At 45.1% G+C, this 25,271-nt stretch carries 15 protein-coding genes and 2 pseudogenes; 11 read left to right on the top strand and 6 right to left on the bottom strand.

Going from position 1 to position 25,271, the window contains the following annotated elements; translation table 11 throughout:
* The first annotated feature begins 2 nt into the window (after window positions 1-2).
* Complete coding sequence (locus OCU35_RS17920) at window positions 3-3,155, top strand: efflux RND transporter permease subunit (protein WP_261826128.1); 3,153 nt, start codon at window positions 3-5, stop codon at window positions 3,153-3,155.
* Window positions 3,156-3,947: 792 nt separating this feature from the next.
* Here OCU35_RS17920 and OCU35_RS17915 read toward each other — a convergent pair.
* From OCU35_RS17915 to OCU35_RS17905, 3 genes are all read right to left on the bottom strand, one after another.
* Window positions 3,948-6,785: an FAD-binding and (Fe-S)-binding domain-containing protein gene (locus OCU35_RS17915; RefSeq protein ID WP_261826127.1), complete on the bottom strand. Its 2,838-nt coding sequence runs from the start codon at window positions 6,783-6,785 to the stop codon at window positions 3,948-3,950.
* 33 nt (window positions 6,786-6,818) lie between these two features.
* Complete coding sequence (lldD, locus tag OCU35_RS17910; protein ID WP_261826126.1) at window positions 6,819-7,958, bottom strand: FMN-dependent L-lactate dehydrogenase LldD; 1,140 nt, start codon at window positions 7,956-7,958, stop codon at window positions 6,819-6,821.
* 140 nt (window positions 7,959-8,098) lie between these two features.
* Window positions 8,099-9,793: an L-lactate permease gene (locus OCU35_RS17905; RefSeq protein ID WP_065210512.1), complete on the bottom strand. Its 1,695-nt coding sequence runs from the start codon at window positions 9,791-9,793 to the stop codon at window positions 8,099-8,101.
* Between the two features lie 163 nt (window positions 9,794-9,956).
* On the opposite strand from OCU35_RS17905, the gene OCU35_RS17900 reads away from it, so the two are divergent.
* The 3 genes from OCU35_RS17900 (at window position 9,957) to OCU35_RS17890 (ending at window position 13,543) form a co-directional block, all read left to right on the top strand.
* Entirely contained in the window at window positions 9,957-10,856 is a 900-nt protein-coding gene (locus OCU35_RS17900) for a LysR family transcriptional regulator (protein ID WP_017031955.1), read from the top strand.
* 97 nt (window positions 10,857-10,953) lie between these two features.
* The gene (locus OCU35_RS17895; protein ID WP_261826125.1) at window positions 10,954-11,901 is read left to right on the top strand and encodes a LysR family transcriptional regulator; all 948 of its coding nucleotides are present in this window, start codon (window positions 10,954-10,956) and stop codon (window positions 11,899-11,901) included.
* 175 nt (window positions 11,902-12,076) lie between these two features.
* Complete coding sequence (locus tag OCU35_RS17890; RefSeq protein ID WP_261826124.1) at window positions 12,077-13,543, top strand: FAD-dependent oxidoreductase; 1,467 nt, start codon at window positions 12,077-12,079, stop codon at window positions 13,541-13,543.
* 1,197 nt (window positions 13,544-14,740) lie between these two features.
* Here the strand turns inward: OCU35_RS17890 and OCU35_RS17880 are convergent.
* Window positions 14,741-15,711 (bottom strand): annotated as a pseudogene (locus OCU35_RS17880) (IS3 family transposase).
* Between the two features lie 229 nt (window positions 15,712-15,940).
* Between OCU35_RS17880 and OCU35_RS17875 the strand changes: the two are divergent.
* The 3 genes and pseudogenes from OCU35_RS17875 to OCU35_RS17865 all read left to right on the top strand — a co-directional run.
* Window positions 15,941-17,818: an acyltransferase family protein gene (locus OCU35_RS17875; protein ID WP_261826123.1), complete on the top strand. Its 1,878-nt coding sequence runs from the start codon at window positions 15,941-15,943 to the stop codon at window positions 17,816-17,818.
* Between the two features lie 137 nt (window positions 17,819-17,955).
* Window positions 17,956-18,462, top strand: a complete 507-nt coding sequence (locus tag OCU35_RS17870) for a helix-turn-helix domain-containing protein (protein WP_261826122.1) — start codon at window positions 17,956-17,958, stop codon at window positions 18,460-18,462.
* Window positions 18,463-18,464: 2 nt separating this feature from the next.
* A pseudogene (locus OCU35_RS17865) lies at window positions 18,465-19,301 on the top strand (IS3 family transposase); the annotation flags it as partial.
* A 95-nt stretch (window positions 19,302-19,396) separates the two neighbouring features.
* Here the strand turns inward: OCU35_RS17865 and OCU35_RS17860 are convergent.
* Window positions 19,397-19,987, bottom strand: a complete 591-nt coding sequence (locus OCU35_RS17860; RefSeq protein ID WP_261826121.1) for a pentapeptide repeat-containing protein — start codon at window positions 19,985-19,987, stop codon at window positions 19,397-19,399.
* Window positions 19,988-20,014: 27 nt separating this feature from the next.
* On the bottom strand, window positions 20,015-21,211 hold the full coding sequence (locus tag OCU35_RS17855; RefSeq protein WP_261826120.1) for an MFS transporter: 1,197 nt from the start codon (window positions 21,209-21,211) through the stop codon (window positions 20,015-20,017).
* 144 nt (window positions 21,212-21,355) lie between these two features.
* Between OCU35_RS17855 and OCU35_RS17850 the strand changes: the two genes are divergently transcribed.
* From OCU35_RS17850 to OCU35_RS17835, 4 genes are all read left to right on the top strand, one after another.
* Window positions 21,356-22,297 (top strand): LysR family transcriptional regulator, encoded by a 942-nt coding sequence (locus OCU35_RS17850; protein ID WP_261826119.1) that lies wholly within the window; start codon window positions 21,356-21,358, stop codon window positions 22,295-22,297.
* A gap of 136 nt (window positions 22,298-22,433) precedes the next feature.
* On the top strand, window positions 22,434-22,958 hold the full coding sequence (locus tag OCU35_RS17845) for a hypothetical protein (protein WP_261826118.1): 525 nt from the start codon (window positions 22,434-22,436) through the stop codon (window positions 22,956-22,958).
* A gap of 259 nt (window positions 22,959-23,217) precedes the next feature.
* The gene (locus OCU35_RS17840; protein WP_102334229.1) at window positions 23,218-24,213 is read left to right on the top strand and encodes a TRAP transporter substrate-binding protein; all 996 of its coding nucleotides are present in this window, start codon (window positions 23,218-23,220) and stop codon (window positions 24,211-24,213) included.
* Window positions 24,214-24,614: 401 nt separating this feature from the next.
* Window positions 24,615-25,268: a TRAP transporter small permease gene (locus OCU35_RS17835; RefSeq protein ID WP_261826117.1), complete on the top strand. Its 654-nt coding sequence runs from the start codon at window positions 24,615-24,617 to the stop codon at window positions 25,266-25,268.
* Window positions 25,269-25,271: the final 3 nt, after the last annotated feature.

Raw genomic sequence — 25,271 nt, 5'->3', positions numbered from 1 at the left:
GTATGTTGAGTCGATTTTTTATCCAGCGCCCTAAGTTTGCGCTGGTTATCTCCATTATCTTGACGCTGGCGGGAGCGATTTCACTAGCAGTATTGCCTGTGTCTGAGTACCCGAGAATCAGTCCACCTTCGGTAAGCGTAACGGCTTACTACACAGGTGCGAGTGCCGAAACTGTTGAACAGGCCATTGCTGACCCAATAGAAACCTCGGTCAATGGCGTAGAGGGCATGATTTACATGTCTTCAAAGAGTGCTAACGATGGTTCGTATAACCTTAACGTGACGTTCGAGGTCGGAACAGACCCTGATATGGCACAGGTGAACGTGCAAAACCGTGTTACCCAGATAGAGTCTAAGCTTCCACCAGAAGTTCGCTCTGTAGGCGTGACGGTTAAGAAACGCTCTCCTGATATGTTGATGGTATTGAACTTCTATTCACCTGAAGGTACCCACGACGATCAATTCTTGATCAACTACATCAACCTCAATGTTAAAGACCAGCTGGCGCGTGTTAAAGGCATCAGTGAGGTGAGCGTTGTGGGTGGTGGTGAATTCTCAATGCGTGTTTGGCTAGATCCAGAGAAGCTAGCAAGCTTGGGTCTAACGACGCCGGATGTTTATGCCGCATTGTCTGAGCAAAACATACAGGTAGCCGCAGGTAAAGTAGGCGCACCGCCGTATGAAGCGGCGACAGATGTTACCTTTAACTTGGTAACTAAAGGCCGACTGGAGAGCGTTGAAGAGTTTGAAAATGTCATGCTTCGCGCTAATCAAGACGGTTCAGCGGTTTATCTGAAAGATGTGGCTCGTGTTGAACTCGGTAAGAAGTTCTACGACGGCTCTGGTCAGTTCCGTGGCCAAGATGCTTCTATCGTTATCTTGAATCTTCAATCTGATGCTAACGCCCTTGAAAGTGGTGGCTTAGTTATGGAGATGCTGGACAACCTCAGTGTTAACTTCCCTGAGGGAATGGAGTACGAGAGCAGCTACGACACCACTATTTTCGTTGAAGAATCCATCAAAGGGGTAGTAAAGACCCTTATTGAAGCGATCTTGTTGGTAATCGCTGTAACCTACCTGTTCTTGGGTAGTGCGCGTGCAACCTTGATTCCTGTTGTTGCGATTCCGGTATCTCTTATCGGTACGTTTGCGGTTATGCAAATCACCGGTTTCACCATCAATACAGTAACCCTATTTGGTCTCATACTCGCCATCGGTATCGTGGTGGATGATGCGATACTGGTTATCGAAAACGTTGATACCACGATGCGTAAGGACCCTTCTCTCACACCGCGCAAGGCTACCTTGATGGCGATGAAAGAGGTAACCGGTCCGATTGTCACCTCGACCTTGGTATTGCTGGCGGTATTCTTGCCGGTAGCTATGTTGCCGGGTATCACGGGAATCATGTATCGCCAGTTCGCACTGACTATCTGTATCTCGGTTGTGATCTCGTCGATCAACGCATTGACGCTATCTCCAGCACTGTGTTCATTGGTACTGAAGCAAGGCGGTGGTAACACCTCTAACTGGTACAAGGCATTTAACAATGGCTTAGACAAGGTTACAGCAGGCTATGGTCGCCTTGCAGGCTTCTTGGTGAAGAAAGCGATCTTGTTGTTTGTGTTCTTCATTGCAGCGGTGGCAGCGGTAACCTACTTTGGTAAAAACACCTCAACAGCCTTCGTACCTCAAGAAGACAAGGGCATCTTGCTAGTCAACGTGCAGCTTCCTGATTCCGCGTCTCTGTCTCGTACTGAGGCTGTGACTGATGAGTTAGTGGCGCTGATTGAACAAGAGCCGGGCGTTGAAGGCATTACAGCAGCAACGGGCTATGCGTTTATGACAGGCGCTGCTGCTTCTAACGGTGCTTCTCTGTTTATCAAGTTGAAGACATGGGATGAGCGTGCTGCGTTAGATGGTGAGCATTCTTCGTTTGCTATTTCAAACCGTATCAATGGTATTGCTGCAAACAAGATCCCGGATGCAGTAGTATTCGCAATGGGTCCTCCAGCGGTTCCTGGCATGGGTTCGGCGTCTGGTTTTGAGTTTGTACTTGAGGATACGCTAGGTCGTAGCCGTACGGACTTGGCGCAATTGATGAACGATGTGATTCAAGAAGCCAATAAACAGCCAGAGATTGCGTATACCTTCAGTACCTTCCGCGCCAATGTGCCGCACTACTATGTAGACATTGATCGTGAGAAAGCGAAACAGCTTGGTGTATCTCTAACGGATATCTTCCAAACCCTTCAGGGTAACCTTGGTTCAATGTACGTGAATGACTTCACTATGCTAGGTAAGAACTTCAGGGTGACCATGCAGGCTGATAGTGAATACCGTGGTTCGATGGATGATCTAGGTCGCTTCTTCGTGCGCAGCAACCAAGGCGCGATGGTTCCGTTAAGTACTCTGATCACCCACGAGCAGGTGTTTGAGCCAGATGTTGCTTGGCGCTATAACATGTATCGTTCTGCGGTTATTCAAGGCCAACCAGGTCCGGGCTTCTCTAGTGGTGATGCTATTGCAGCAATGGAGCGCGTTGCAGAAGAAATGCTACCTCAAGGCTACCAGTACGAGTGGACTGGCATGGCATACCAAGAAAAATTGGCAGGTAATCAGGCAATCTACGCGTTTGCGTTGGCTCTGATCTTTATCTACCTATTCATGGTGGCTCAGTATGAGAGTTGGACTATTCCGATTGCGATCATCCTAGTGGTGCCTATCGCAACCTTAGGCTCGTTCTTGGCGCTGAACTTGGCGGGACTACCTCTGAACTTGTACGCGCAGATAGGCTTGGTTCTACTCATAGCACTCGCCGCGAAGAACGCAATCTTGATTGTGGAATTTGCGAAGAATGAACGTGAACAGAACGGGCTAGAAATCGATAAAGCAGCGGTTATGGGTGGTATCCTTCGCTTTAGAGCGGTGAACATGACTTCTTGGTCATTCATCCTAGGTATCTTCCCTCTGGTGTTTGCGGCAGGCGCAGGTCACATCAGCCAGAACTCGCTAGGTATTTCCCTAGTCGGCGGTCTGTTGTGCGTACTTCTAGCGGGTACTTTGTTGATCCCTGGCTTCTACGCAGTGATTCAAAAGCTACGTGAAAAAGCTCATGGTGGTAGCACCAAGCTTGTAGAGCTTGATGACGAATAACCGATAAGGTTGTGTCGAGAATGAATTGAAGAGCCACATGAGAATGTGGCTCTTTTTTTTGAGGGTAAGGACGTTAAAGGCCGTCATTCTGAACTTGAGTCAGAATCTTAGAGAGTGTCTATGGTCGGGTTTCGCAGACTCCAAGATACTGGATAGATACTGCGTATCTTCCAGTATGACGGTGGTGATGTTAGTGATTTTGGTAGTGCTCAGCGGGTACAGTCCCCACGACCCGTCATTCCAGCCTTGAGCTGGAATCTTAGGTGGTGCAGGGCTGATTATGTGTGCTCCAAGATACTGGCGTTCGCCAGCATGACGCTGATTGTTGCGAGGATAACGGCGTCAAAGGACGGCAAAGGCTGTCATTCTGAACTTGATTCAGAATCTTAGAGAGTGCCTATGGCAGGGTTTCGCAGGCTCTAAGATACTGGATAGATACTGCGTATCTTCCAGTATGACGTTAGTGATGTTGTTGGGTTGAGTGGGTGTAGTCCCCACAGTGCGTCATTCTGAACTTGATTCAGAATCTTAGAGAGTGCCTATGGTAGGGTCTCGCAGGCTCTAAGATACTGGATAGATACTACGTATCTTCCAGTATGACGGTGTCCTTTGCATAGGTAATGACATCAAAGTGCGTCATTCTGAACTTGATTCAGAATCTTAGAGAGTGCCTATGGCAGGGAATCGTAGACTCTAAGATGCTGGATAAACACTGTGTGTTTTCCAGTATGACGTCCTCACGACTACGGCCACTGTCATTGCTACTGCCACGCAACAAGGCAGCCTATACACCTATTTCGCCACTGAAACCTCATCAAGCAAATACAAAATGGATTGATACGGAACACCACTGTGATGGGATAATCCTATCTCACAGGTTCTGCTGTTGCTGAAGCCTCTAGTGCAATCCTTTGGTACTTGTTCTTTAAGCGGGTGAACCGCAGCCGCATTAAGCTCTGGCGTGGTAAAGCCTTTGTCGCCTGCCCAGCCACAGCACTGTATGTGCTCGGGTACAATAACCTTTGATGTGCAGGCATTGGCCAGTGTCATCATGGTCTGTTCTAGCCCCATTCGTCTTGAGCTGCAGGTGACATGTAGCATGACAGGTTCGTTGAGTGGGTTGATATCTAGATGCTCAAGCAAGTAAGCCTCCGCAAACCCTGCGGGCTCAAGAATCTCTAATGGCTTTGAGAAGTGTTCAATACTGCGCTTGGCACAAGGGCTGGTATCCATCAGTACTGGGTATTTTCCTTGTTCACTTGCCTGCCAAAGAACAGCTTCGAGCTGGTTAGATTTTTCTTGGGCAAGGTCATTCATCCCCTTGCTTTCATAAGGCATACCACAGCATTGCTCATTAAGCTGTTGTGGAATAACGATCTCGAAGCCCGCTTTGTTTAATAGCGATAGCGTCACCTCAGTGAGCGACCTTTGGTCTTGGGCGTCATTTTGCTGCCCCATGTTGCGGCTGGCGCAAGAGGGCATATAGACGACTTTCTTGTTTGAAGTCTGTTGTGTTGATGTTTGCTTTGCCAAATCAAACTTATTTGCTTGAGGGTACTCTTTTAACCAAACCGGTGTGGCCTGCTTAGTGAGCTTACGAAGTCCGTTGGTCATTTTGCCAACGGCCTTCTCACCCATCAGCTTTGAGGCGGCTTGATTAGCAGAGAGCCCGGTTTTTGCCAGCATGCTGGTGGTTGCAAAGTGATCCGCTGTCCATTTAGCGATAGAGGTGTATTTTTGATACTTCTCGATACGTAGCTGCTTAATCAGGTCGCCCGTATTAATGCCAACAGGGCAACGGTCTGCACAAAGTCCGGTTGCTGCGCAGGTATCTATGCCTTGATAATTAAAGGTTTCTTCCAGCTCTGAGGCGCTGGTATCCTCTCCGGCGTTTCTTCTGCGCTGAAGCTCGCGGTACAACACGATGCGTTGTCTTGGGGACAAGGTCAGCGTCCTAGAAGGACAAACGGGTTCACAAAAACCACACTCGATACAGCGATCAACCAAGGAGTCTGCGGCAGGCATCGGCTTTAGGTTTTCTATGTGTGAATGGGGGTTGTCATTGATGATGACTCCAGGATTGAAGAGCCCTTTAGGATCAAACAAGGCTTTAATCTGCTGCATCAAGGCATAGCCTTCCTTACCCCATTCAAGCTCGACATACGGAGCCATGTTCCTTCCCGTGCCGTGCTCAGCCTTCAATGAGCCTTGGTATTTAACTGCAACAAGGTCCGCTACGTCATCCATAAACTGACCATAGCGATCAATTTCCGACTGAGAATCAAAGCCTTGAGTAAACACAAAATGCAGGTTGCCTTCTAGTGCATGACCAAAAATTATGGCTTCGCTGTAGTGGTATTTATCGAACAAGGATTGAAGGTCGCGAATGCCATTAGCCAAGTTTTCAACAGGGAAGGCCACATCTTCGATGATGACGGTCGTTCCCACTTCGCGCACAGCGCCTACCGCAGGGAACATGCCCTTGCGTATCCCCCAAAGGGTCGCAACGGTCGCAGATTCGCTGGTGAAGGGTACTGATTCGATGATGTTATAAGTCTCTAAGCCTTGCATGACTTGCGAGCACTGCTTATCAAGTTGCTGTTGGTCATGAGCGTGCGACTCAATCAAGATGGCCGTGGCATCTAAGTCTAGATGCTTAATGAATCCAGGCATTCCTGGCTCATCTGCCACAGAGCGAAGTGCCCTCCCATCCATTAGCTCAACAGCTGCGACAGGCAACTTTGATAAAGTGGTAACCGCTAGGCTTGCCTCTTCAATGGTGGGCAAAACAAGCAGTGCTGAGGCCTTGTTTGGGTGCTCCGCCACCGTGTTGTAGGTAATCTCTGAAATGAAGCCAAGCGTTCCTTCTGATCCCACCATCAAATGCTCAATAACATCGATAGGGTCGTGATAATCCACTAGAGCATTGAGTGCATAACCTGTCGTATTCTTGAGGCGGTATTTGTGTTTGATCTTCTCTGATAGCTCGGTGTTGTTTGATACGCTCTCGCACAACGAAGTGATGCCTTGAATCAGCTCTGGGTTCGCTGATTTAAATGCGGCGATACTTTCTGAGCTACCTGTATCAAGCTGTGTGCCATTACTAAACACCAACTTCATGCTGGCAACGGTTTTATAAGAGTTCTGAGCAGTACCGCAACACATGCCACTGGCATTGTTAGCCGCGATACCGCCTATTTTACAGGTGTTGATGGAGGCAGGATCAGGCCCAATTTTTCTCTGGTAAGGAGCGAGGTATTTATTTGCATCGGCACCTATAACGCCTGGTTGCAGTACAATCTGCTCTCCATTGTTAACGATCTCATGCCCTCGCCAATCATCAGTTAAGGTAATTAAGACGGAATCCGACAATGCTTGACCCGACAAGCTCGTACCTGCCGCACGAAAGGTGCAGTGAATACCAAACTCGCGACAGCTATTAATGGCAAAAATTACTTCATCTAGGTCTTTCAGCTGCAGCACTATCTTTGGAATCAAACGATAAAAACTGGCATCAGTGCCATAGGCAAGGCGCTTGGCTTCCTGAGTAATGATGCGTTCGGGCGCAATTTTTGATGTCAGCAAGGCTTCGAGCTGTTGAAAAGAGTCAGAGGAAAGTAATTGGGTCATTGAATGCGTCCTAGTCAAAATAGTGTGCAACCATTAAATGGATTTAACTAACGAGTCTTGTGAGAGGTCTTTGATGGTCTTTGCGCCAGTGAGCGTCATAGCGACGCGCATCTCTTTGTCATAGAGATCGAGTAGGTTCTCAACGCCTTGCCCTCCTTGAGCGGCCAACGCATAAACGAAAGAGCGACCCAGCAAAGTGCAGTCAGCGCCGAGCGCCAACATGCGAACCACATCAAGACCGGTACGAATACCTGAATCCGCCAAGATCTTTAGGTCGCCTTTTACCGCATCAGCGATTGCGGGGAGAGCCTTGGCGCTTGATAGCACGCCATCCAATTGACGACCGCCATGGTTTGAAACCACAATTCCGTCTGCGCCAAAACGTACGGCATCCTTTGCGTCTTCTTCATCAAGGATACCTTTGATGATCATAGAGCCGTCCCAGCTATCGCGGATCCATTCGAGATCCTTCCAGGAAATTGACGGGTCAAAGTTAGCGCCTAACCAGCCAATGTAATCTTCTAGTTTGGTTGGCTCACCCCTGTAGGTTGAAATATTGCCGAGATCATGAGGTTTACCCAAAAGCCCCACATCAAGAACCCAACTAGGGTGAAGCATAGATTGTGCAATTCGGCGTAGATTCGCGTGAGGACCACTCATACCCGAATGCATATCTCGGTAACGCGCTCCGGGCACCGGCATATCAACGGTAAAGACGAGCGTTTTAACCCCAGCGGCTTTGGCTCGCTCTAGAACGTTTTTCATAAAGCCACGATCTTTTAATACGTAGAGTTGGAACCACATAGGCCTATTGATGGCAGGCGCGACCTCTTCGATTGGGCACACTGATACTGTCGACATGGTAAAGGGGATGCCTTTTTTCTCGGCCGCTTTCGCTGCTTGTACTTCTCCTCGGCGCGCATACATTCCCGTTAGCCCAACCGGAGCTAGGGCAATGGGCATTGCTAGCTTCTCTCCAAATAGCTCGGTCTCAAGGTTGAGCTCAGACATGTTATTGAGCACTCGCTGTCTCAGTGCGACGTCACCTAAGTCTTGGGTGTTATTTCTTAGGGTTCGCTCGTCATATGAGCCACCGTCAATGTAATGAAACAAAAAGGGAGGTAGCTTTCTTTTTGCTGCAGCTCGGTAATCGGTAGAAGCGGAAATGATCATATGTCAGCTCTTTTATGTCTTTGTTCATGTATCAAAATTTGGGTGTCGACGGCTTAAATTAAATGAGCGGTAAAGCCGGTACGTATGGAGTAAGTACTTAACTAAACTATTAGCTAAGTACTTACTTTAGTTCATAAAAGTCATTTCATGAGTGCATCTGTAAAGTGAAATCCATAAATGAGAGTGAGGCCAATAATCCCTGTCATTACAAGGTAATAGATGGTGGGAATAATGGTCTTGCGCAAGGTCGCACCTTCGCGACCCAAAAGGCCCACCGTAGCCGATGCCGCTACCACATTATGAATCGCTATCATGTTGCCAGCCGCTGCGCCAACCGCTTGCAATGCCACGACTACCGCACTAGAGATAGTTAGTGTTTGGGCTACCTCAAATTGAAATTGGCTAAACATCATGTTGGATACGGTATTAGAGCCTGCAATGAAGGCACCCAGCGCACCTACGGTAGCACTAAGCATAGGGAAGGCAGAGCCGACAATATCAGCGGCAAAATTTGCCGTAGTGACCGGCATGCTGGCTAGGTCGGCACCGTTAATGCCAGAGTTAATAAAGATTCGCACCATAGGGATGGTAAACAACAACACAAAGCCCGCGCCTATCAGTGTTTTGCTTGATTCTCCAAACGCGCTCGCTAATGGCTTTAGGTTTCCAGATTGTAGAATGACCGCGAGTAGGGCAACCAAGACTAAGATGCCACCGGGAAGATAAAGCGGCTGAATCGCTGTGCTCACGCCTGTCTCACCAAGGATATTACCGAAGGATAGGCTGACGCTCTTTAACATGCCCTTGAATTCAGGGCTAACGCGACTCGCCACAAGGATCACGGCTAGCATCACATAAGGTGCCCATGCCTTTGTTAGGCTCATTGGCGCGCCAGTGGTCTTTTGCTTCAGTTCAATCTTTAGAGAGCCTAACCATTCTGCTGGCCATTTATCTTCACTCTCAAAATCCCATTGTTTTTTCGGTACTAAGAAGCCCTTTTTCGCTGCTGTAACCACAATGGCGAGTCCAAGCATACCGCCAATCAAAGATGGGAATTCAGCGCCAAGAAATACACCGGTTAATGCATAAGGAATGGTAAATGCAAGGCCTGCAAATAGGGCAAACGGCAGAATGTCTAATCCCTCTTTCCAGCTCTTATTTTTGCCAAAGAAGCGGGTAAGCATCATTGCCATCAACACTGGAATAAGCGTGCCGACTACCGCGTGTATTAGAGCAACGCTAGAGGTGATTTGCTGTAGGTAGGCGTCCCAAGTCGAGCCGTGAGCGATAAGTGACTCACCTATGTTGTGCGTATCTAGCCCTTTGTTGACACCTACGATGATAGGGGTGCCAACCGCGCCAAATGACACAGGCGTAGACTGGATCATCATCCCCATAAGGACCGCAGCTAAAGCAGGAAAGCCAATTGCGACAAGCAGAGGAGCGGCAATGGCCGCAGGCGTACCAAAACCAGATGCGCCCTCAATGAATGAGCCGAAACACCAAGCAATGATGATGGCTTGTATACGGCGATCGCTAGAGATATCCGTAAAGCCGTTGCGAATAACAGTAATGGCTCCGGTGTGCTTTAGAGTGTTGAGTAAGAAGATGGCACCGAAGACAATCCAAAGCACCGACACGGTAATGCCTAAGCCTTGGAAGATAGAAGCAAGCACCCTGTTTGCGGACATGTCCCAGAACGCTAGCGCTATCACCACAGTTAAAGTAAATGCCACGGGCATGGCTTTTTTGGCGGGCCAGTTGAGGCCGACCAGTAATATCGCCGCCACAACGATTGGCGAGAAGGCCAACAAGGCCAATAGTGTTTCACTCATGGGTACATCCTCGTACTCTAGTTTTATTTAGGCTGTACATCATCACCAGCTCAGGAATGTGTTTTTGTAATGGGTTTGTTAAGTGAGTGTGAATTTAGACCTTTCTTTTTTATTGATATAGCGAAATAATGAAAATGATTAATTCCAAAATTGGCATAATAAGATGCGAGCAGATGATCTAATCCTATTTTCTCAGGTCATAGAACTGGGGAGCTTTAGTAAGGTGGCAGAGGAAAATAACCTTACAAATTCGGTAGTTAGCAAACGAATTGCCAGATTGGAGGAGGATGTAGGCGCGCAGTTATTATATCGAACAACGCGTAAATTGAGTCTGACGGAAGCGGGGAAGACCTTGTGGCATAAAGCCAAAAATGTGACCGAGGCCACCCAAGAAGCAAAGGACGCGGTTTCCGGTTTTGGAGAAAGTATCTCTGGGCATCTTAAAATGTCAGTTCCCACGATATCGGGGGATTTGATTCTGGCAGATGCCATTGCTGAGTTCTGCAACCTGCATCCAGGCCTATCAGTGGACATGTCTTTAGATAACCGATTTGTGGACCTGATCTCTGGCGGGTATGACTTGGTCATTCGCACCGGTTATCTTGAAGACTCAAGCTTGATTGCTCGTCATATCATTGATTCTCAATGGGTGGTCTGCGCCTCTCCCTCCTACATAGCCAAGCATGGCAAGCCAATCAAGCCCATCGACCTTACTGAGCATAACTGCTTGCAATACGCCTACCAAACCACAGGTGCGAGTGAGTGGGAGTTTAAGGGCGATAAGGGCAATTACATTGTGAAGGTCTCAGGAAGCTTCTCTACCAATAATGCCACTGCGCTGCGCAAGTCTGCATTAGGGGGACATGGTATCGCCTATGTGCCGAGGTGTTTGGTTTATCATGATTTTCGTAACGGACAGCTGGTAGACATTTTTCCTGATTTGGTGGGAAAGAAGTTAGGCATCTACGCGGTGTATCCCTTTACGAGGCAGCCGCCCAATAAGATTAAGCTATTGATAGAACACATTAGGCAACGCTACTTGACCATCTCGCACTATTTTTAGCCACGCAATGCTGGCCTACGTTGTCCAGTGTCGGTATCAAGCAAAGATGGGTTATACTTCTGTTTTTAAACAAGAAGTTTTTTAGATAGGGACCTGCATGTCACTGACCACACAACTGGCACTGTTTCGAGACGTGGTGCAGCAAGGCTCTTTTTCTAAGGCCGCTGCTCTGCACGATATGGATAACTCATCGCTGTCGAAGCAGATCAAGAAGCTAGAAGTGACCCTTGGCGTACAGCTACTTAACCGCTCAACACGCTCGTTCTCCATTACCTCGGCGGGGGAGGAGATCCTAGAGCAAACCCACACCCTGCTTGATACCTTGGCGCACATTCATAGCATCGCGGATAGCTATCAATCGGTTCCAAAGGGCTCGCTGCGCATTACCTCACCTATCTTCTTTGGTCAGGAGTATTTGCAACCGGTAGTGACGCGATTTATGAAGCAGTATCCCGACGTTCAGGTCACCCTTTCTCTCGATGATAAGCGAGTGGATATTATTGCTGATCACTTTGATCTTGCGTTTCGCATTAGCAAACTCAGAGAGTCCAATTTGATTGCGAAGAAGATTGCTAACACCAATTTTGCGTTGGTGGCCTCTGAGCAATTTATCGAGCAATACGGAGAGCCAAAAACACCACAGCAGCTGTTGGAATTGCCAGCCGTGGTGTACAGCAATGGCAGTGTGACTTTAGATAGGATTCGTATTAGTGAGACTGCGCACTCGAGCAACATGGTAACGCTAAGGATGCAGGGAAATTATAAGATCAGTGACGTGCGCACTATGATGGGCGCGGTAAAGGATGGTCTAGGCTATGCGCTCATCGACTTGTTTAATCTTGACCAGCCTATCTCTGAAGCAAAGCTGGTGCCACTGCTGACAGATCATAAGCTCTCCACAATGGAGACAGGGATCTACGCCATCTATCCTCACCGCACACAGACCCTGTTGGTGAGTGAGTTTATCCAATATGTTCAGCAACACATTGGCTCTCCGGCACTATGGGAAAGCCACATCCCAAACTACAAAGACCTGTATCAATAAGGCGTTCGAGCAGATATCAGAAAATACATTAAGATGTTTTACAATGTAACGCACTGACATGGTTCCAATAATCCGCTATCGCCTGTAGAGTATGCAAAAATTTGATAGAGAGCTAATTCATGCCTAGTAAAGCTAGTCGAATTAGTGTGCATTAAGAATAAAGGATAGATAGGTCGTGGCTGAACAAGGGCAAACTTCGCTTCGTGTTGCTGTAATTGGTGGCGGAATCGCGGGTTCTACGGCAGCGTTACATCTCGCTGAACAAGGTATAGAGGTCACTTTGATTGAACAAAGTGATGGCTTAGTCAATGGTCCACCTATCTGCCATCTTCACGCTGGTGGCAACCTTTATCGTGAAATTTCTCAGCAGCAATGTGTAGATCTACTTAAGCAGTCCATTGAGACGGTTCGCCTTTTTCCCAATGCAGTCAATGCTCGCCCAACGGTGATTGCGACGCCACTCACTGACAGTAGCGATCCTCTATCCTTGTTGCCTCGTCTGTCCGTTATCCAAGAAAGCTACCAATACTTGGTCGAGCAAGACCCATTGAATTGTGTGTTAGGCAAGCCTGAACACTACTACTCTCAATACAGCCGCGCACAACTAGAGGCGCTTCGCGAGAGTGAGCAACCTCAAAATCCATCAAGTCATGATGACTGGATGATTCCCTTCGCTCAACACGTGGACCTAGATAACCTCAAATATCCTGTATTGGTGGTACAAGAGTTTGGTCTTAGTGTTTTTCGTCTGGCAGCCAGTGTCACCCTGACCTTAGAGCATCATCCTAAAGCGCAACTGATGACGGGATGCCGCCTAGAAGATGCCCGCTATGTAAATCATCAATGGCATTTAACTTACCAACCAAAACAGGGTGATAAGGAACAATTAGTCGTAGACTATTTGGTCAATTCCACCGGCTATAAAACGGGCACCATTGATGATTTAACCAACCAGTCGCAAAAGCGTTTAGTGGAGTTTAAATCCGCATTTATAACGCACTGGGAGAACAGTGGCATACATTGGCCTGAGGTGATTTTTCACGGTGAGCGAGGTACTCCTCAAGGGATGGCACAGCTAACGCCGTACAGCAATGGCTACTTTCAAGTCCACGGTATGACAGAGTCCATAACCTTGTTTGATAAGGGCTTGGTAGCAAGCGAAGAGCCAAGCTCACAGCCTAGGTTACCCCTAGAGCTTGAAGCGAAGATCACTCATGGCTGGCCAGAGTCTGCGATTCAACAGCGTACCCAAAATGCGATAGGGCATATGAGTCAGCATATTCCTACCTTTACCAAGGCGACTGTGGGTGGGAAACCGCTTTTTGGCGCTCAGCAAATCCCAGGTGAAGACCCGAGGCTACGTGTAGCAGACGTCTCATTTACCAAAAACAACTATGCGCGTATTGAGTTGGTAAAAGCCTCTTCGGCTTTCCAAGCGGCACGAAAGATCAAAGAGCAGTTACAAGATTTGCATAGCTCTGAGCAAACGCTAACGGTATCGGATATCAGTGTCGAGCAAGCTCACCCCAACTTGTCAGCTTTATCTCCTGAAAGAATTGAAGTGCGAGCTAAACAGCTGGCGCGAGATAGGGGTTATCCTGAAGCTCTGGCAATTCAAACCGGGACTCTTTCTAATAGCTGATTGCTTGCTTGGTGAAGCATTTAGAGAAATGCTTCACCAAGAGTTGGGAGGGTTTAGGTGGTATCGGACAAAACCTTGTTAGAGCAGCATGAACTAATACACTTAATGAGTTTTTAAAATTTTACATTTATTAATGTATCGTGCGGTGAACCTTTGCATTCATCTAAGCATAGATTATGTGACACACTGACAGCTCGTGGAGTATAGCGAATGCTTAGAAACTTGATTATGAGTCGTTCAAAGGAGCCTGAACTATGCTTTTGATAGCAAACTTAGCTATTAACATAGTTCGGATAATTATGACCACTAGTTTGTGTGATTCATAGAGGTGGTTTCATTTTCTTAGTTGAAAATCGAGCGTGTAATTCTGCTCTTGGAGCCTCTCTTTCCCTGCCTGTTAGCGCTGTCACTCAGATAGCAGAGTATCTAGGTCCCCCAGTCCCCGGTTTATCTTTAGGATAGGATAATGCTCACTTTTATCTATTTTCTAGGAACGTTCAACTTCGCCATTTCCAGACTTCTTGGGACGGAACTTGATTCTATATATCATAACTGATTTTTGGACTTTCTTTGTGAAGAATTAGTGTCCTCTATCCGTCTGAATTCATTGTATAGGGAATGGCATCTCATCTACTACTCACTCGAGAAAGTTAGATGTATTTATTGCTGCACTGAAAATAGCACCTCAGAACGCGATAACGAGAGCAGTCGTCGATAACTGTATGCTGAGTAATTCTAGTTGCTATTTTAGTAGTATCCATTTTTTCTCCATCACAATGAATCGGACGTTCGTCCCTTAGAGTGTTTCCTCCGCCGATAAATATCAAGGGGATTGACCGTTGTTACAGATAGGACTTTATGGAAGGTTTCGGTGCTTAAATGAACCTGGTAGAGTCGCATAAGTTCTGTATGCAATTGCCTTTCCCCTAGGTTCCATTTCTCTAGAATCAGCGCATTTAACTGAACGGGAATCTTGACTCCTTAAGATGAATGAGGATGTCTAGCCTAGCTTTCTAATCCAGCTATTATATCTAACTCATAACTTAATAAGTGTAATGATGGTCTAGATATATCAGAGTGACGGCATACGAGACTTGCAGAAATACACTCATCATACAAATTTATCCATTGTGTTTTTGCTGAATTTCTCTACCCATAGACATCCACTTTAGTTGAAAGGATATTTGTGTGTAGTGGTCAAGTAAAATTGGCCACGGTTTTATAAGTTTGCCAGTATAGCCGTTCCGACTCATTTGGTGTGAGACCGCCATTGTACTGATGCGGCCTGATTTGGCTGTAATATCTAATGATGTAGCCAACAATGCTGTTCCACGCTTCTGTTAATTTTCGATAGTCACAGGCTGGCACCCATTCTGTTTTTAGGCTTACCACGGCCTTCATAAGCCATTTTTAGGGCTTTACTTGTTAACTGGCTATCAGGCGAATAAGACATAGCCCAGCCAATTGTTTTTCGTGCAAACAAGTCCAGCACAACGGCTAGATATGCCCATCGGTTCCCGGTCCAGACATCAGTCAAATCTCCAACCCACACCTGATTTGGAGCGGTCACTGCGAACTGTCGCTTAAGGTGATTCGGGGTTTCCACATGCTCGAGCGGCTGTTTCTTATATTTGTGCTTCGAAGTTGTCGACTAACTAACCTAAGCTTTTTCATCATCTTGTTTGCTTGATAGCGGCTCAACCTAACGCCAGCATTAGTTACGATACCTGCAATCGTTCGTGATCCAGCAGAGCCATTGCTTGCGTTATGCGCCTCTTTCACAAGCGCTGGTGTTTGAACTTCCAATGCAGAAATGTTTCTTGGTTGTCACTTCCAATACTTGTAACTACTTCGATGAATGCCAAAGACGTTGCATAGTTTAGTAATGCTGTAGCTCTGTTTAAGTCGCTCGATTATCGAGAATTTTTCAGTGAGTCCGACATCAACAGAGCTGTAGCCTTTTTTATGATTAAGTTGTGCTTTTCAAGCTCTGCGATCCGCTTTTTTAGCTCTCGGATTTCAATTTGTTCTGGTGTTAGCGGTGAGGCTTTTGGCGTAATACCTTTACGTTCTTGTTTGAGCTACCGTACCCACTTATCCATAGCTGACCGGCTCACATTCATGGCCTTGGCAGCCTCATCAACTGAGTACCCTTAGTCAACAACCAGTTGCGCCGCTTCAAGTTTGAATTCTGGGCTGAAAGTTCTTCACGTACGTGTTGTCATAGTTCCACCTATTGTGTACGAGGTGCATCTTAACACCTCTAATCAGGTGGCCAAATTCACTGTGCCACTACAGTGAGCCACACAGCCAAATATTCCATGGATATATTCTGTTGTCTTGCTTTGCTTTGCTTTGCCTTTACAATACACACTGATTTGATTTTGAGTATTTGTGATGAGTTTTAGATATGACATAAATGGCTTGAGAGCGATAGCGGTGATAGCAGTGGTTCTTTTCCATTTTAATCCGTCCTGGGTGCCCGGCGGGTTTGCTGGGGTAGATGTGTTCTTTGTTATCTCTGGCTTCTTGATGACAGGGATAATATTTAGAGGATTAGAGAATGATAACTTCAACCTATTTAAGTTTTATGTTGCCCGTGCCAATCGAATTATTCCAGCCCTAACTGCTTTATGTATAGTCCTTATGGTCTTTGGTTGGCTTTACTTGATGCCTTTAGATTACAAAGCTCTCGGAAAGCACGTTGCCAGTAGTTTAGGCTTTTTTTCTAATGTGATTTATTGGAGAGAGTCTGGTTATTTTGATGCTGCATCACATGAAAAATGGTTGTTGCATACATGGTCACTTTCAGTTGAGTGGCAGTTTTATATTATTTATCCAGTTGTTTTGATCGTCTTAAAGCGATTTATGTCTTTAGAAATCTTAAAACGTGTAATTGTAGTTGGGGCAATTTTAGGCTTTGTTGCCAGTATAATCGCCACAATGAAATGGCCAAATCCTGCTTACTATCTTCTTCCAACGAGAGCATGGGAGATGATGATGGGTGGTGTCGCATTTCTTTATCCATGGAATGTTTCTGAAACTAAAAAGAAAACCGCAGAAGTTGTGGGTTTGCTATTGATATTAGGTTCTTATTTTTTTATTACAAGCAAGACTTCTTGGCCTGGTCACTTTGCTTTAATTCCAGTTTTGGGCTCTTATCTAGTTATTGTTGCAAATAATCAATCTAGTATTATAACGAATAATGCCATTTTCCAGAGCTTAGGCAAGTGGTCTTATTCTATATATTTATGGCATTGGCCTGTAGTTGTTTTATGGTTTGACTTGTCACTGCCTGAAGTTATGATTTATATTTTCTTGATTTTTTCATTGTTACTTGGTGTGGCTAGTTTTTATTTTGTTGAGAATGTTAAAATACGGCACATATATAAGGTCTCGCTTTTAATAGTAGCCTTGTCTACAATTATCTTTAAATCTAATGGATATGCGTATCAAGTTGAAAAACATGTTTTTAATGCACAGAATATTGATGTTCGTGGCAAAGATTACGGTCAATACACGCATAGAAAAATGGACGAAATGAGAGGGAAAAATTTTAATTCTGAAAAAAATAATATGTTGGTTATTGGTGACTCAATGTCAGGCGACTTTATTAATATTCTATCATATCTTGATGTCGAAAATAACTTTGATTTGTCTGCACTTAAAGTCGACGCTAAGTGTGGCGTTCCTTATCTATCAAATAAAAAAAATATTGATATTTGGATGGAAATATCTACAGATCTGAAAGGAGATGGGAAGTGGACGGATATTTGCTCTAGAAGGTGGGAGGAGATAAATAAAAAGGAGCACCTACTAAAACAAGCAGATGTTATAGTTTTAGTTATGAATTGGAGGATATACTCTAAAGAATTAATTACTAAATCAGTTGACGAAATCATTGATATTAATAAAAGCGCAAAAATATTACTAGTAAGTGGAAAGTCCATTTCTATTAACTTTAAAGAAATGATTTATATTAACCGAGATAAAACAGAATCTTTCATTTCAAATTATATCTACACAAAAGCGATAAATAGTTTAGATTTCATGGATGAGATGGGGAGGCTTTTCATTGAATATGATAATGTATACTACTTTAATTTTAGAAGATTAATATGCGATGATAAAAACAGAATATGCTTTTTTAAGTACAATGATATGCCGATAATGTATGATTCAATACATTCAACAAGAGATGGGAATTTGATGTTTTCTGAAAAGGCCAAGGAATCCGGTATTCTCGATGAAATGAAGCATCATATCGAATGGTAGTTTTTAGAGAATAAATATAAATCTTGCAACGTTCATTTTCACACAACAAAGCAAAAATGGTCCCCTCTTTCAAGGGAATGGCCACGGACTTTGAACTGACCCCCAATAGTTGGACACCAATTATTGGGGGTCTTTTTATGTCCAAATACAACCGAGCATTGAAATGCTCAATAGCTAAACAATATCTACAAGGCGAAAGTTCTCAGGAGCTTTCTCGTCTTCATTCTATACCATCACGCCAAATACGTTACTGGGCACAAGTATTCGATATTCAGGGCTCTCAGGCATTTATCCCTCATGGTTTTGCAAAGAATGGGCAAACTAAGCGCCAAGCTTTGACTCATATGTGGACGAATGGTTGGTCTATCAGTCACACTAGTGCGGTTTTAAATTTTTCTTCCTCTGGCACACTCGCTGTTTGGCTCAAACAGTATGAAAGAGATGGTTTCCAGGGGCTTGAACGTAGCAGAGGACGACCCGCAATGAGTAAGCATCCTTTTATTCAAAACAAGAGCGATGATGAGAAAACACTGGAAGAGATCAAAGAGGAGTTAGCGTACTTGCGAGCTGAGAATGCTGTCCTAAAAAAGTTAGAGGAGCTGGAACAGGAGAAGCATCGTCGAACAAAGAAAAAACGAAAGTAGTTCTAGCTCTTAAAAATCAATATCCACAACAACATCTCTTGCATGCCCTTAAATTAGCAAGAAGTAGCTTCTATTATCATGCACAGTCGAACAACGCTGCCGAAAGCTATCAAGATGAAAAACAGTTGATTGAGAAAATATATCATGACCATAAAGGGAGATATGGATATCGTCGTATTCATTTAGAGTTAAGGAAATACGACGTCAGGCTTAACCATAAGACAGTTCAACGCCTGATGGGATTACTAGGCTTGAAATCAACGGTCAGACCTAAGCGGTACCGCTCTTACAAAGGAGAAACTGGAAAAACCGCTCCAAATGTACTTAAACGGGACTTCAGTGCAACGAAGCCTGATGAAAAGTGGGTAACTGATGTCACTGAGTTTAAAGTTCAACAGCAGAAGGTGTACCTATCACCAATCGTTGATCTGTTTACGCAGGAAGTTGTGGCTTACAAAGTTGCGAAAAATGCGTGCTTACCTCTGGTCACTGACATGCTGACAGAGGCGGTTGCAACCTTAGCCAAAGACGCTAAGCCAATAGTGCATAGCGATCAAGGGTGGCAATATAGGCATAGGAAGTATCAGAAAACTCTCGCTGAGCAGGGATTAACTCAAAGTATGTCACGAAAAGGAAACTGCTTAGATAACGCAGTAGCAGAGAACTTCTTTGCCTTACTGAAAACAGAAATGTACCATAATCAGCACTTTGAAGATGCCGATGACTTAATCGCACATATTGACGAATACATCGAGTATTACAATACAAAGCGCATCAAAGTGAAACTAAAAGGCCTGACTCCGACGGAATATCGAAATCAAGCCTTAAAAGCCGCTTAACAGAAATGTCCAACTTTAAGGGGTCACTTCACTTTTGAGAGGCCATTTAAATTTTCGGTTTCAAAACGCTCCAAACTGAATATCGCCCCCCACGCTCAATCCACCAACTCAATATTAAGACTTTCAAGTAAATTCAACGCCTCAAACCGAGAGAATTTAGCGCCAGATAAGCGGTTATTGTTTAAGTCGATGCCAAGGTTTGATGATTCTGTGAAGTCCACTTGTTCTAGGTTGGTGCGCATAAATAGGCTGTGTCTAAAGTCACAATAGGTCATACTTGATTGGGAAAAGTCGCCCTCTCGGAAGTCTGCGTCATGCAGTTTGCATTCTGTGATGGTCAGTTCTTGGAGGGTAAGGCCAAACCAAGAGCAGTCGTTGAGGATGCAGTGTTTAAAGGACAGTTCGCAATCGGCATGGAAGCTAGGCCAATGGGCTGTAGTCCAGTCTATGCCGACTAATTTACTATCGCTAAAAGAGACCTGATACCAACGGCTGTTAGGGATCTTGATAAGGCTAAGGTTACAGCGAACAAACGAGCAATTAATGAAACGGCAATTAGAAAGCTTGGCTTCAGAAAAATCGCATTCTACAAACTCACATTCCTCAAATTCAATATTACTGAACTCTTTATAAGCGAAGGTCTGCTTGGAGAAGGATTTGTCGTAATATTGCTCGTTATTTTTCATTCCGTAGTCCGTAATATAGGTCAGTGTTTAGCAGGCGTTTGATAACTGCAGATGCCCTTGCCTTAGATAAATTCTATGCATGGCGAGGCTGGCAATGATCAATACGATAGACAATATCATGAAGCCCAAGCTAATCGCATTGTAGTAGCTGAGTATTGCGATCATGACGTAGCTAATACTCTGTGAAAAGGTAGAGAAAAGCTTGAGGCCGCCATCAATTCGACCACGATAGTTGTTATCTACTTCTAGATTCATCTTATAGGTTCGCGCGATGCGATTGTAGCTAGAGAAGAAGCCAACTAACAAGGTCAATCCCACTATCATCTGTGGTGAAGGTGATAGTGCCATCGCTAATATGAGCAACCCAACGCTGAATAGACACGCCATCATCGCCTTCTCTGTGGCAAATTTGCTAAGCAATACCTTGACGAAGAAGCCACACATCAATGCCCCAAGGCCATAGCTCAGGCTCCAACTGGCAAACCAAGAGGCTGAAATGCCTTGTTCGCTAAAGTGTATTGGAATCAACTTAGAGAGATAGGTGAGCGCAGGGTATCCAAGACAAGAGAGTGCTAAGAAGGCATAGAATCTTGGTTGCTGAGAAAATACTTGCTTACTTTCAATCAGTTGTGATGAAAACGAAGATGAGGACTCTTCTCTAGGGCGACGATGATACGTGGTAATGGAAAAGCTAAGCAGTGACAGTGTAGAGGCCACAGCGGCGAAGGTCGCAAACTGAGCCATTCCCCAGAGCTCTAGGAAGACAATACCTAATGAACCCGCTCCTAGTGAAGTCGCTTGGAATACAATCTCTTGGTAACTGGAGTACGAGGCATACTCATGCTTTTGGTAATTCTCTTGGGTAAAGGCGTTGTTGGTGCACCAGGCAAGATCGTTGGTTAACCAGAATACCAGCTGGGCAAAGGCCAAAACCCAGACGGAGATAACCTGCTCTTGGGTGAATAGAAGTAGCATCAAGGCTGTGGTTACCTGAATACCTTGCACCAGCATTAAGATGGCTTTGCGAGAATAGCGATCAATGAAGGTGGCAAATATTGGGGTTAAGACAAACGATGACAGCGTGCAGGCTAGGGTAGTCAGAGCAACAAAAAGCCCCATGTCACCTTGTTGCAGAAGAAACCATGGCAGAGCCATCATGACTAGGCCTGACGATATCCCATCCCAGAATAACCCGCTTAGGTGTGGTAAGAATTTTCTGTTCATTGTTGTTCCTTGAAAGTCCATTTGCCACAAGCTTAATAGTTAAAGTTAACTTTAAGTCAATGCCTATTTCGTCTGTTCTTTAAGTCGCGAGAAAATAGCAATAACTGTGTTATTATTGATAAGTGATGCTTATTAGGTGGGACTATGGCAAAAGACTTAGCGGCTAATCTAGATCTTAATTTATTGCGTGTATTTGTGGTGTTGTTTCAAGAGAAGAACACGCGCCGCGCGGCAGAAAGGCTACATGTTACCCAGCCTGCGGTGAGTCAGTCTCTAAAGAAACTTCGCCATCATTTTGATGATCCGTTGTTCGTGAAAGTGACGGGTGGGCTTGCGGCTTCAGGTTACGCTGAGCGGCTATATGATGTTGTGGCTCCAAACCTAGAAGTATTGTTTAGCGGGTTGTCGTATCTTGATTCTTTTTCACCACAAGAAGTCACGCAGTCAGTAAAAATAGCTCTTTCGCCACCTGCCATGATGGCGATATCGGGTTCTTTAATTCTTAAATTTAAAGAGTTAGCACCGAATGCAGAACTATCAATAGTATCTTGGTCTGGTCAGACGATAGAAGAGCTCTCTAACGGCGATACTTTAATAGGGATTCATTATGGGGATGTTGCTTATCCTAAGAGTATCCACCGCCATCAAGTCGCTATGTTGACAGCCGGTGTTGCTGTTAGAAAGGGACATCCTTTACTTAGAGAACAAAAAGTTTTCCAACAGCTAGCAGACTATCCAATAGCCTCACAAATCATCCCCGGTTGGAATGACAAAAAAGTGGTTGCTGCGGAAGTCATGGAACGTTATGGGATGAAACTAACCGTAGGATTTCGTGCCGAAGAGAGCGCCGCATTGGTTGATGTAATTAGCCAAACCGATATGTTTATGCCAATAACCAGCCTTTTCCCGAGACATAGATATAACGATATTGCTTACCCAAACGTTCAAGTTCCTGATCAAGATCGTTACTATCCTTTATATTGCTACCATCACCTACGGCACCGCAAAAGCCCCATTGTTGAGTGGCTATATCAAGTGATTCAACAAGTAGTGGAAGAACAAATATCACTCAACTTCGATAACTAATGCTTATTAAGGCTATTACTATTGCTACTTAGAGTGAAGTGCTGTGCTCTTTTATCATAGCCCGCATATTTTGAGCGAAAAGCTCAATTCCATTATGCGTCACAAGGATGTTTCGCTTACATAGAGTATCTGAGCTATGAAGCATTTTATCCGTTTTCTTTCTATTCCCTTTCTTATCGTTTCCTTTTCCACATCCGCTAAAGAAGTACACTTTTCTCCTCATATTACCGCTGGACCTTTGGTCGGCGCGGGTATCAGTGGCGTTGGCGGTCAACTTGGCATTACAGAGGTGTTCGGTAGCAACACGCTTTACGCCAGTTTTGAGAAAATTGATTATCAATACCTGACTGATGACGAAGAGTGGAAAACCTATAGAGTGGGCATTCAGCATCCCTTGAGCAAAGAGCCTAGGATTGCGTTTCAGTTTGAGTTGGGCGGTATTGATTATCAGGGTGAGCGTAACCTTATCTGGAGAAAAGAAACGCGTTCAGGCTCGGGCGTTTCTACCTCTGGATCGGTAGTGTTGAAGATCAACAACTATCTAGGTGTTAGAGGTGGACTCACGCTAAATTATATCGACCGTAAGAACACATTCTTGTCCTACTCTACGTTTTCAACCGTCCATCTTGGCGTGGTCTTATATACAAATTTTAACGGCTAATGCTAGGTTAAACCTTACTTAATCTTGCGCTATTTCCCTAGTGCTCCAATGGGTGGTTATGTAAACCTTTTCTGGTTTTCAGTGTGTCATTTTCCACCCATTTTACTCATGTTCACAAGTGCCGATAAATTGAGGGATTTAGTAACGTGTTGAAATTATTGCAATTAACAGAAATATAACATTTCTGGCACGGTGTTTGCTCTCTAGTCGGCAAACTGCACCCATAGAAGGGGCAGATTGACCATCAAGGAGATACACCATGTTTAAACCCCTCACTCTACTTTCTGTTTCTGCTCTAGCGTTGCTGAGCTTCAATGCCAGCGCTAACTGTGATGATGGCGAGATCGTTATTAAGTTCAGTCATGTAACCAACACAGATAAGCACCCTAAGGGCATTGCCGCATCATTGCTTGAGGAAAGGGTGAACACTGAAATGAATGGTAAGGCATGTATGCAAGTCTTCCCTAACTCAACCCTTTATGATGATGACAAGGTGCTTGAGGCGCTTCTAAACGGTGACGTTCAGCTTGCTGCACCATCGCTGTCTAAGTTTGAAAAATTCACTAAAAAGTATCGTATTTTCGATCTTCCTTTCTTGTTTGAAGACGTCGCTGCCGTTGATAAATTCCAAAACTCAGAGGCTGGCGACAAGCTGAAAAATGCAATGAAGCGTCGCGGTCTAGTGGGCTTGGAGTTTTGGCATAACGGTATGAAACAGATGTCGGCCAATAAACCACTATTGATGCCAGAGGATGCAAAGGGACTTAAGTTCCGCGTTCAAGCTTCAGATGTACTGGTAGCGCAGTTTGAGCAACTTGGTGCTAATCCTCAAAAAATGTCGTTTAAAGAGGTTTACGGCGGCCTACAAACTAAGGTTATCGACGGCCAAGAGAATACCTGGTCGAACATCTATGGTAAGAAATTCTTCGAGGTTCAAGATGGTGTGACAGAGACCAATCACGGCATCCTAGATTACCTTGTGGTGACTTCAAATGACTTTTGGACTGAGCTACCAGACGATGTGCGTACTCAGTTAGACACTATTTTGATGGAAGTCACTCAGACTCGTAATTCTGAGTCGTCCAAGGTTAACCAAGCCAACAAAGATAACGTGATCGCCGCAGGTGGCACAGTGAGAACCTTGACTCCAGAGCAACGTCAAGCGTGGGTAGATGCCCTTCAACCAGTATGGAAGAAGTTTGAGAAAGACATCGGTGCTGAATTGATCGATGCCGCGCTCGCTTCAAACCAATAACTGGATAAGGCTTCTTCGGAAGCCTTAGTTTCACCCTAAATGCGTTCTGCTTTTATAAGAAATCTAGATCGAACTAGGGTCTGTTGACCTTTTGCGATTAAATTTTGCTCGACCAGAAGTCATTTAATCAAGGCGAGGGACTTGCCGCCTAGTCATCTAAGCAAAAGTCGCTCAACGATGAGTAAATGGGTTCTGGACGAGCCCTTCGGGTAGCGCTTTGTTGGGCATTTCTACCGCGTTAGTCACTTTTCATGTGGAACCACCACACCTAAAAGCGACTGCCTTGTATTAATACCCAACAAATCGCTACAAAAATAACCTCAAAAGGTCAACAGACCCTAATAAGCAGTACTTGTTTTAGGTGTGATTACCTCTCGTACAACGGATGTGAGTACTACACGATGAACGATAATCATCAAACCGAATCTACTTGGGATCGAATTGGTCGGGTTACTGATCAAATTGAAGAAACCTTGGTCGCCTTTTTTCTTGGCACCATGACACTGCTGACCTTTGCCAATGTGGTCATGCGCTACGTGTTCAATGACAACATCTTGTGGGCATTGGAGCTGACCGTTTTCTTGTTTGCTTGGCTGGTATTAGTTGGCGCGTCTTATGGCGTAAAGAAACATTTTCATATTGGGGTGGATGCGTTTATCAACATCCTACCGGATAGAGCGAGACAGGCCTGCGCTATGCTGTCCGTTGTCTGTTGCTTGGCTTTTGCACTGCTACTGCTAGTGGGTTCTTGGAACTACTGGTATCCATTTGCAACGGACAGAGCATGGTATGAAACCGACGATATCCCTATGCCTGAAATTTTCCAGTTTATGTCGGACTGGCTCAATGAGGGGGAGCGCTATGAAAAGCTTCCGCGACTGATCCCTTACATGGCTCTGCCTATTGGGATGGGATTGCTCACCTTTAGATTTGTTCAAGCCGCAGTGCGCATCTTTACCGGAAAAGCGGATCGCTTAATTGCAGGTCATGAGGCCGAAGAAGAACTAGAACAACTAAAACGTGACAGCGCTAACATCGCTGAAAAGGGAGATTAGACG

Source organism: Vibrio breoganii (assembly GCF_024346795.1).
Lineage (GTDB): Bacteria > Pseudomonadota > Gammaproteobacteria > Enterobacterales > Vibrionaceae > Vibrio > Vibrio breoganii.
This window is presented reverse-complemented; position numbering and strand designations above follow the sequence as displayed.

Bases quoted from the DNA above. Each gene is read 5' to 3' on its own strand.
- OCU35_RS17900 (WP_017031955.1), top strand. From the start codon at position 9,957: ATGCGAGCAGATGATCTAATCCTATTTTCTCAGGTCATAGAACTGGGG.
- OCU35_RS17915 (WP_261826127.1), bottom strand. From the start codon at position 6,785: ATGACCCAATTACTTTCCTCTGACTCTTTTCAACAGCTCGAAGCCTTG.
- OCU35_RS17870 (WP_261826122.1), top strand. From the start codon at position 17,956: ATGTCCAAATACAACCGAGCATTGAAATGCTCAATAGCTAAACAATAT.
- OCU35_RS17905 (WP_065210512.1), bottom strand. From the start codon at position 9,793: ATGAGTGAAACACTATTGGCCTTGTTGGCCTTCTCGCCAATCGTTGTG.
- OCU35_RS17855 (WP_261826120.1), bottom strand. From the start codon at position 21,211: ATGAACAGAAAATTCTTACCACACCTAAGCGGGTTATTCTGGGATGGG.
- OCU35_RS17895 (WP_261826125.1), top strand. From the start codon at position 10,954: ATGTCACTGACCACACAACTGGCACTGTTTCGAGACGTGGTGCAGCAA.
- OCU35_RS17860 (WP_261826121.1), bottom strand. From the start codon at position 19,987: ATGAAAAATAACGAGCAATATTACGACAAATCCTTCTCCAAGCAGACC.
- OCU35_RS17840 (WP_102334229.1), top strand. From the start codon at position 23,218: ATGTTTAAACCCCTCACTCTACTTTCTGTTTCTGCTCTAGCGTTGCTG.
- OCU35_RS17920 (WP_261826128.1), top strand. From the start codon at position 3: ATGTTGAGTCGATTTTTTATCCAGCGCCCTAAGTTTGCGCTGGTTATC.
- OCU35_RS17845 (WP_261826118.1), top strand. From the start codon at position 22,434: ATGAAGCATTTTATCCGTTTTCTTTCTATTCCCTTTCTTATCGTTTCC.
- OCU35_RS17835 (WP_261826117.1), top strand. From the start codon at position 24,615: ATGAACGATAATCATCAAACCGAATCTACTTGGGATCGAATTGGTCGG.
- lldD (WP_261826126.1), bottom strand. From the start codon at position 7,958: ATGATCATTTCCGCTTCTACCGATTACCGAGCTGCAGCAAAAAGAAAG.
- OCU35_RS17850 (WP_261826119.1), top strand. From the start codon at position 21,356: ATGGCAAAAGACTTAGCGGCTAATCTAGATCTTAATTTATTGCGTGTA.
- OCU35_RS17875 (WP_261826123.1), top strand. From the start codon at position 15,941: ATGAGTTTTAGATATGACATAAATGGCTTGAGAGCGATAGCGGTGATA.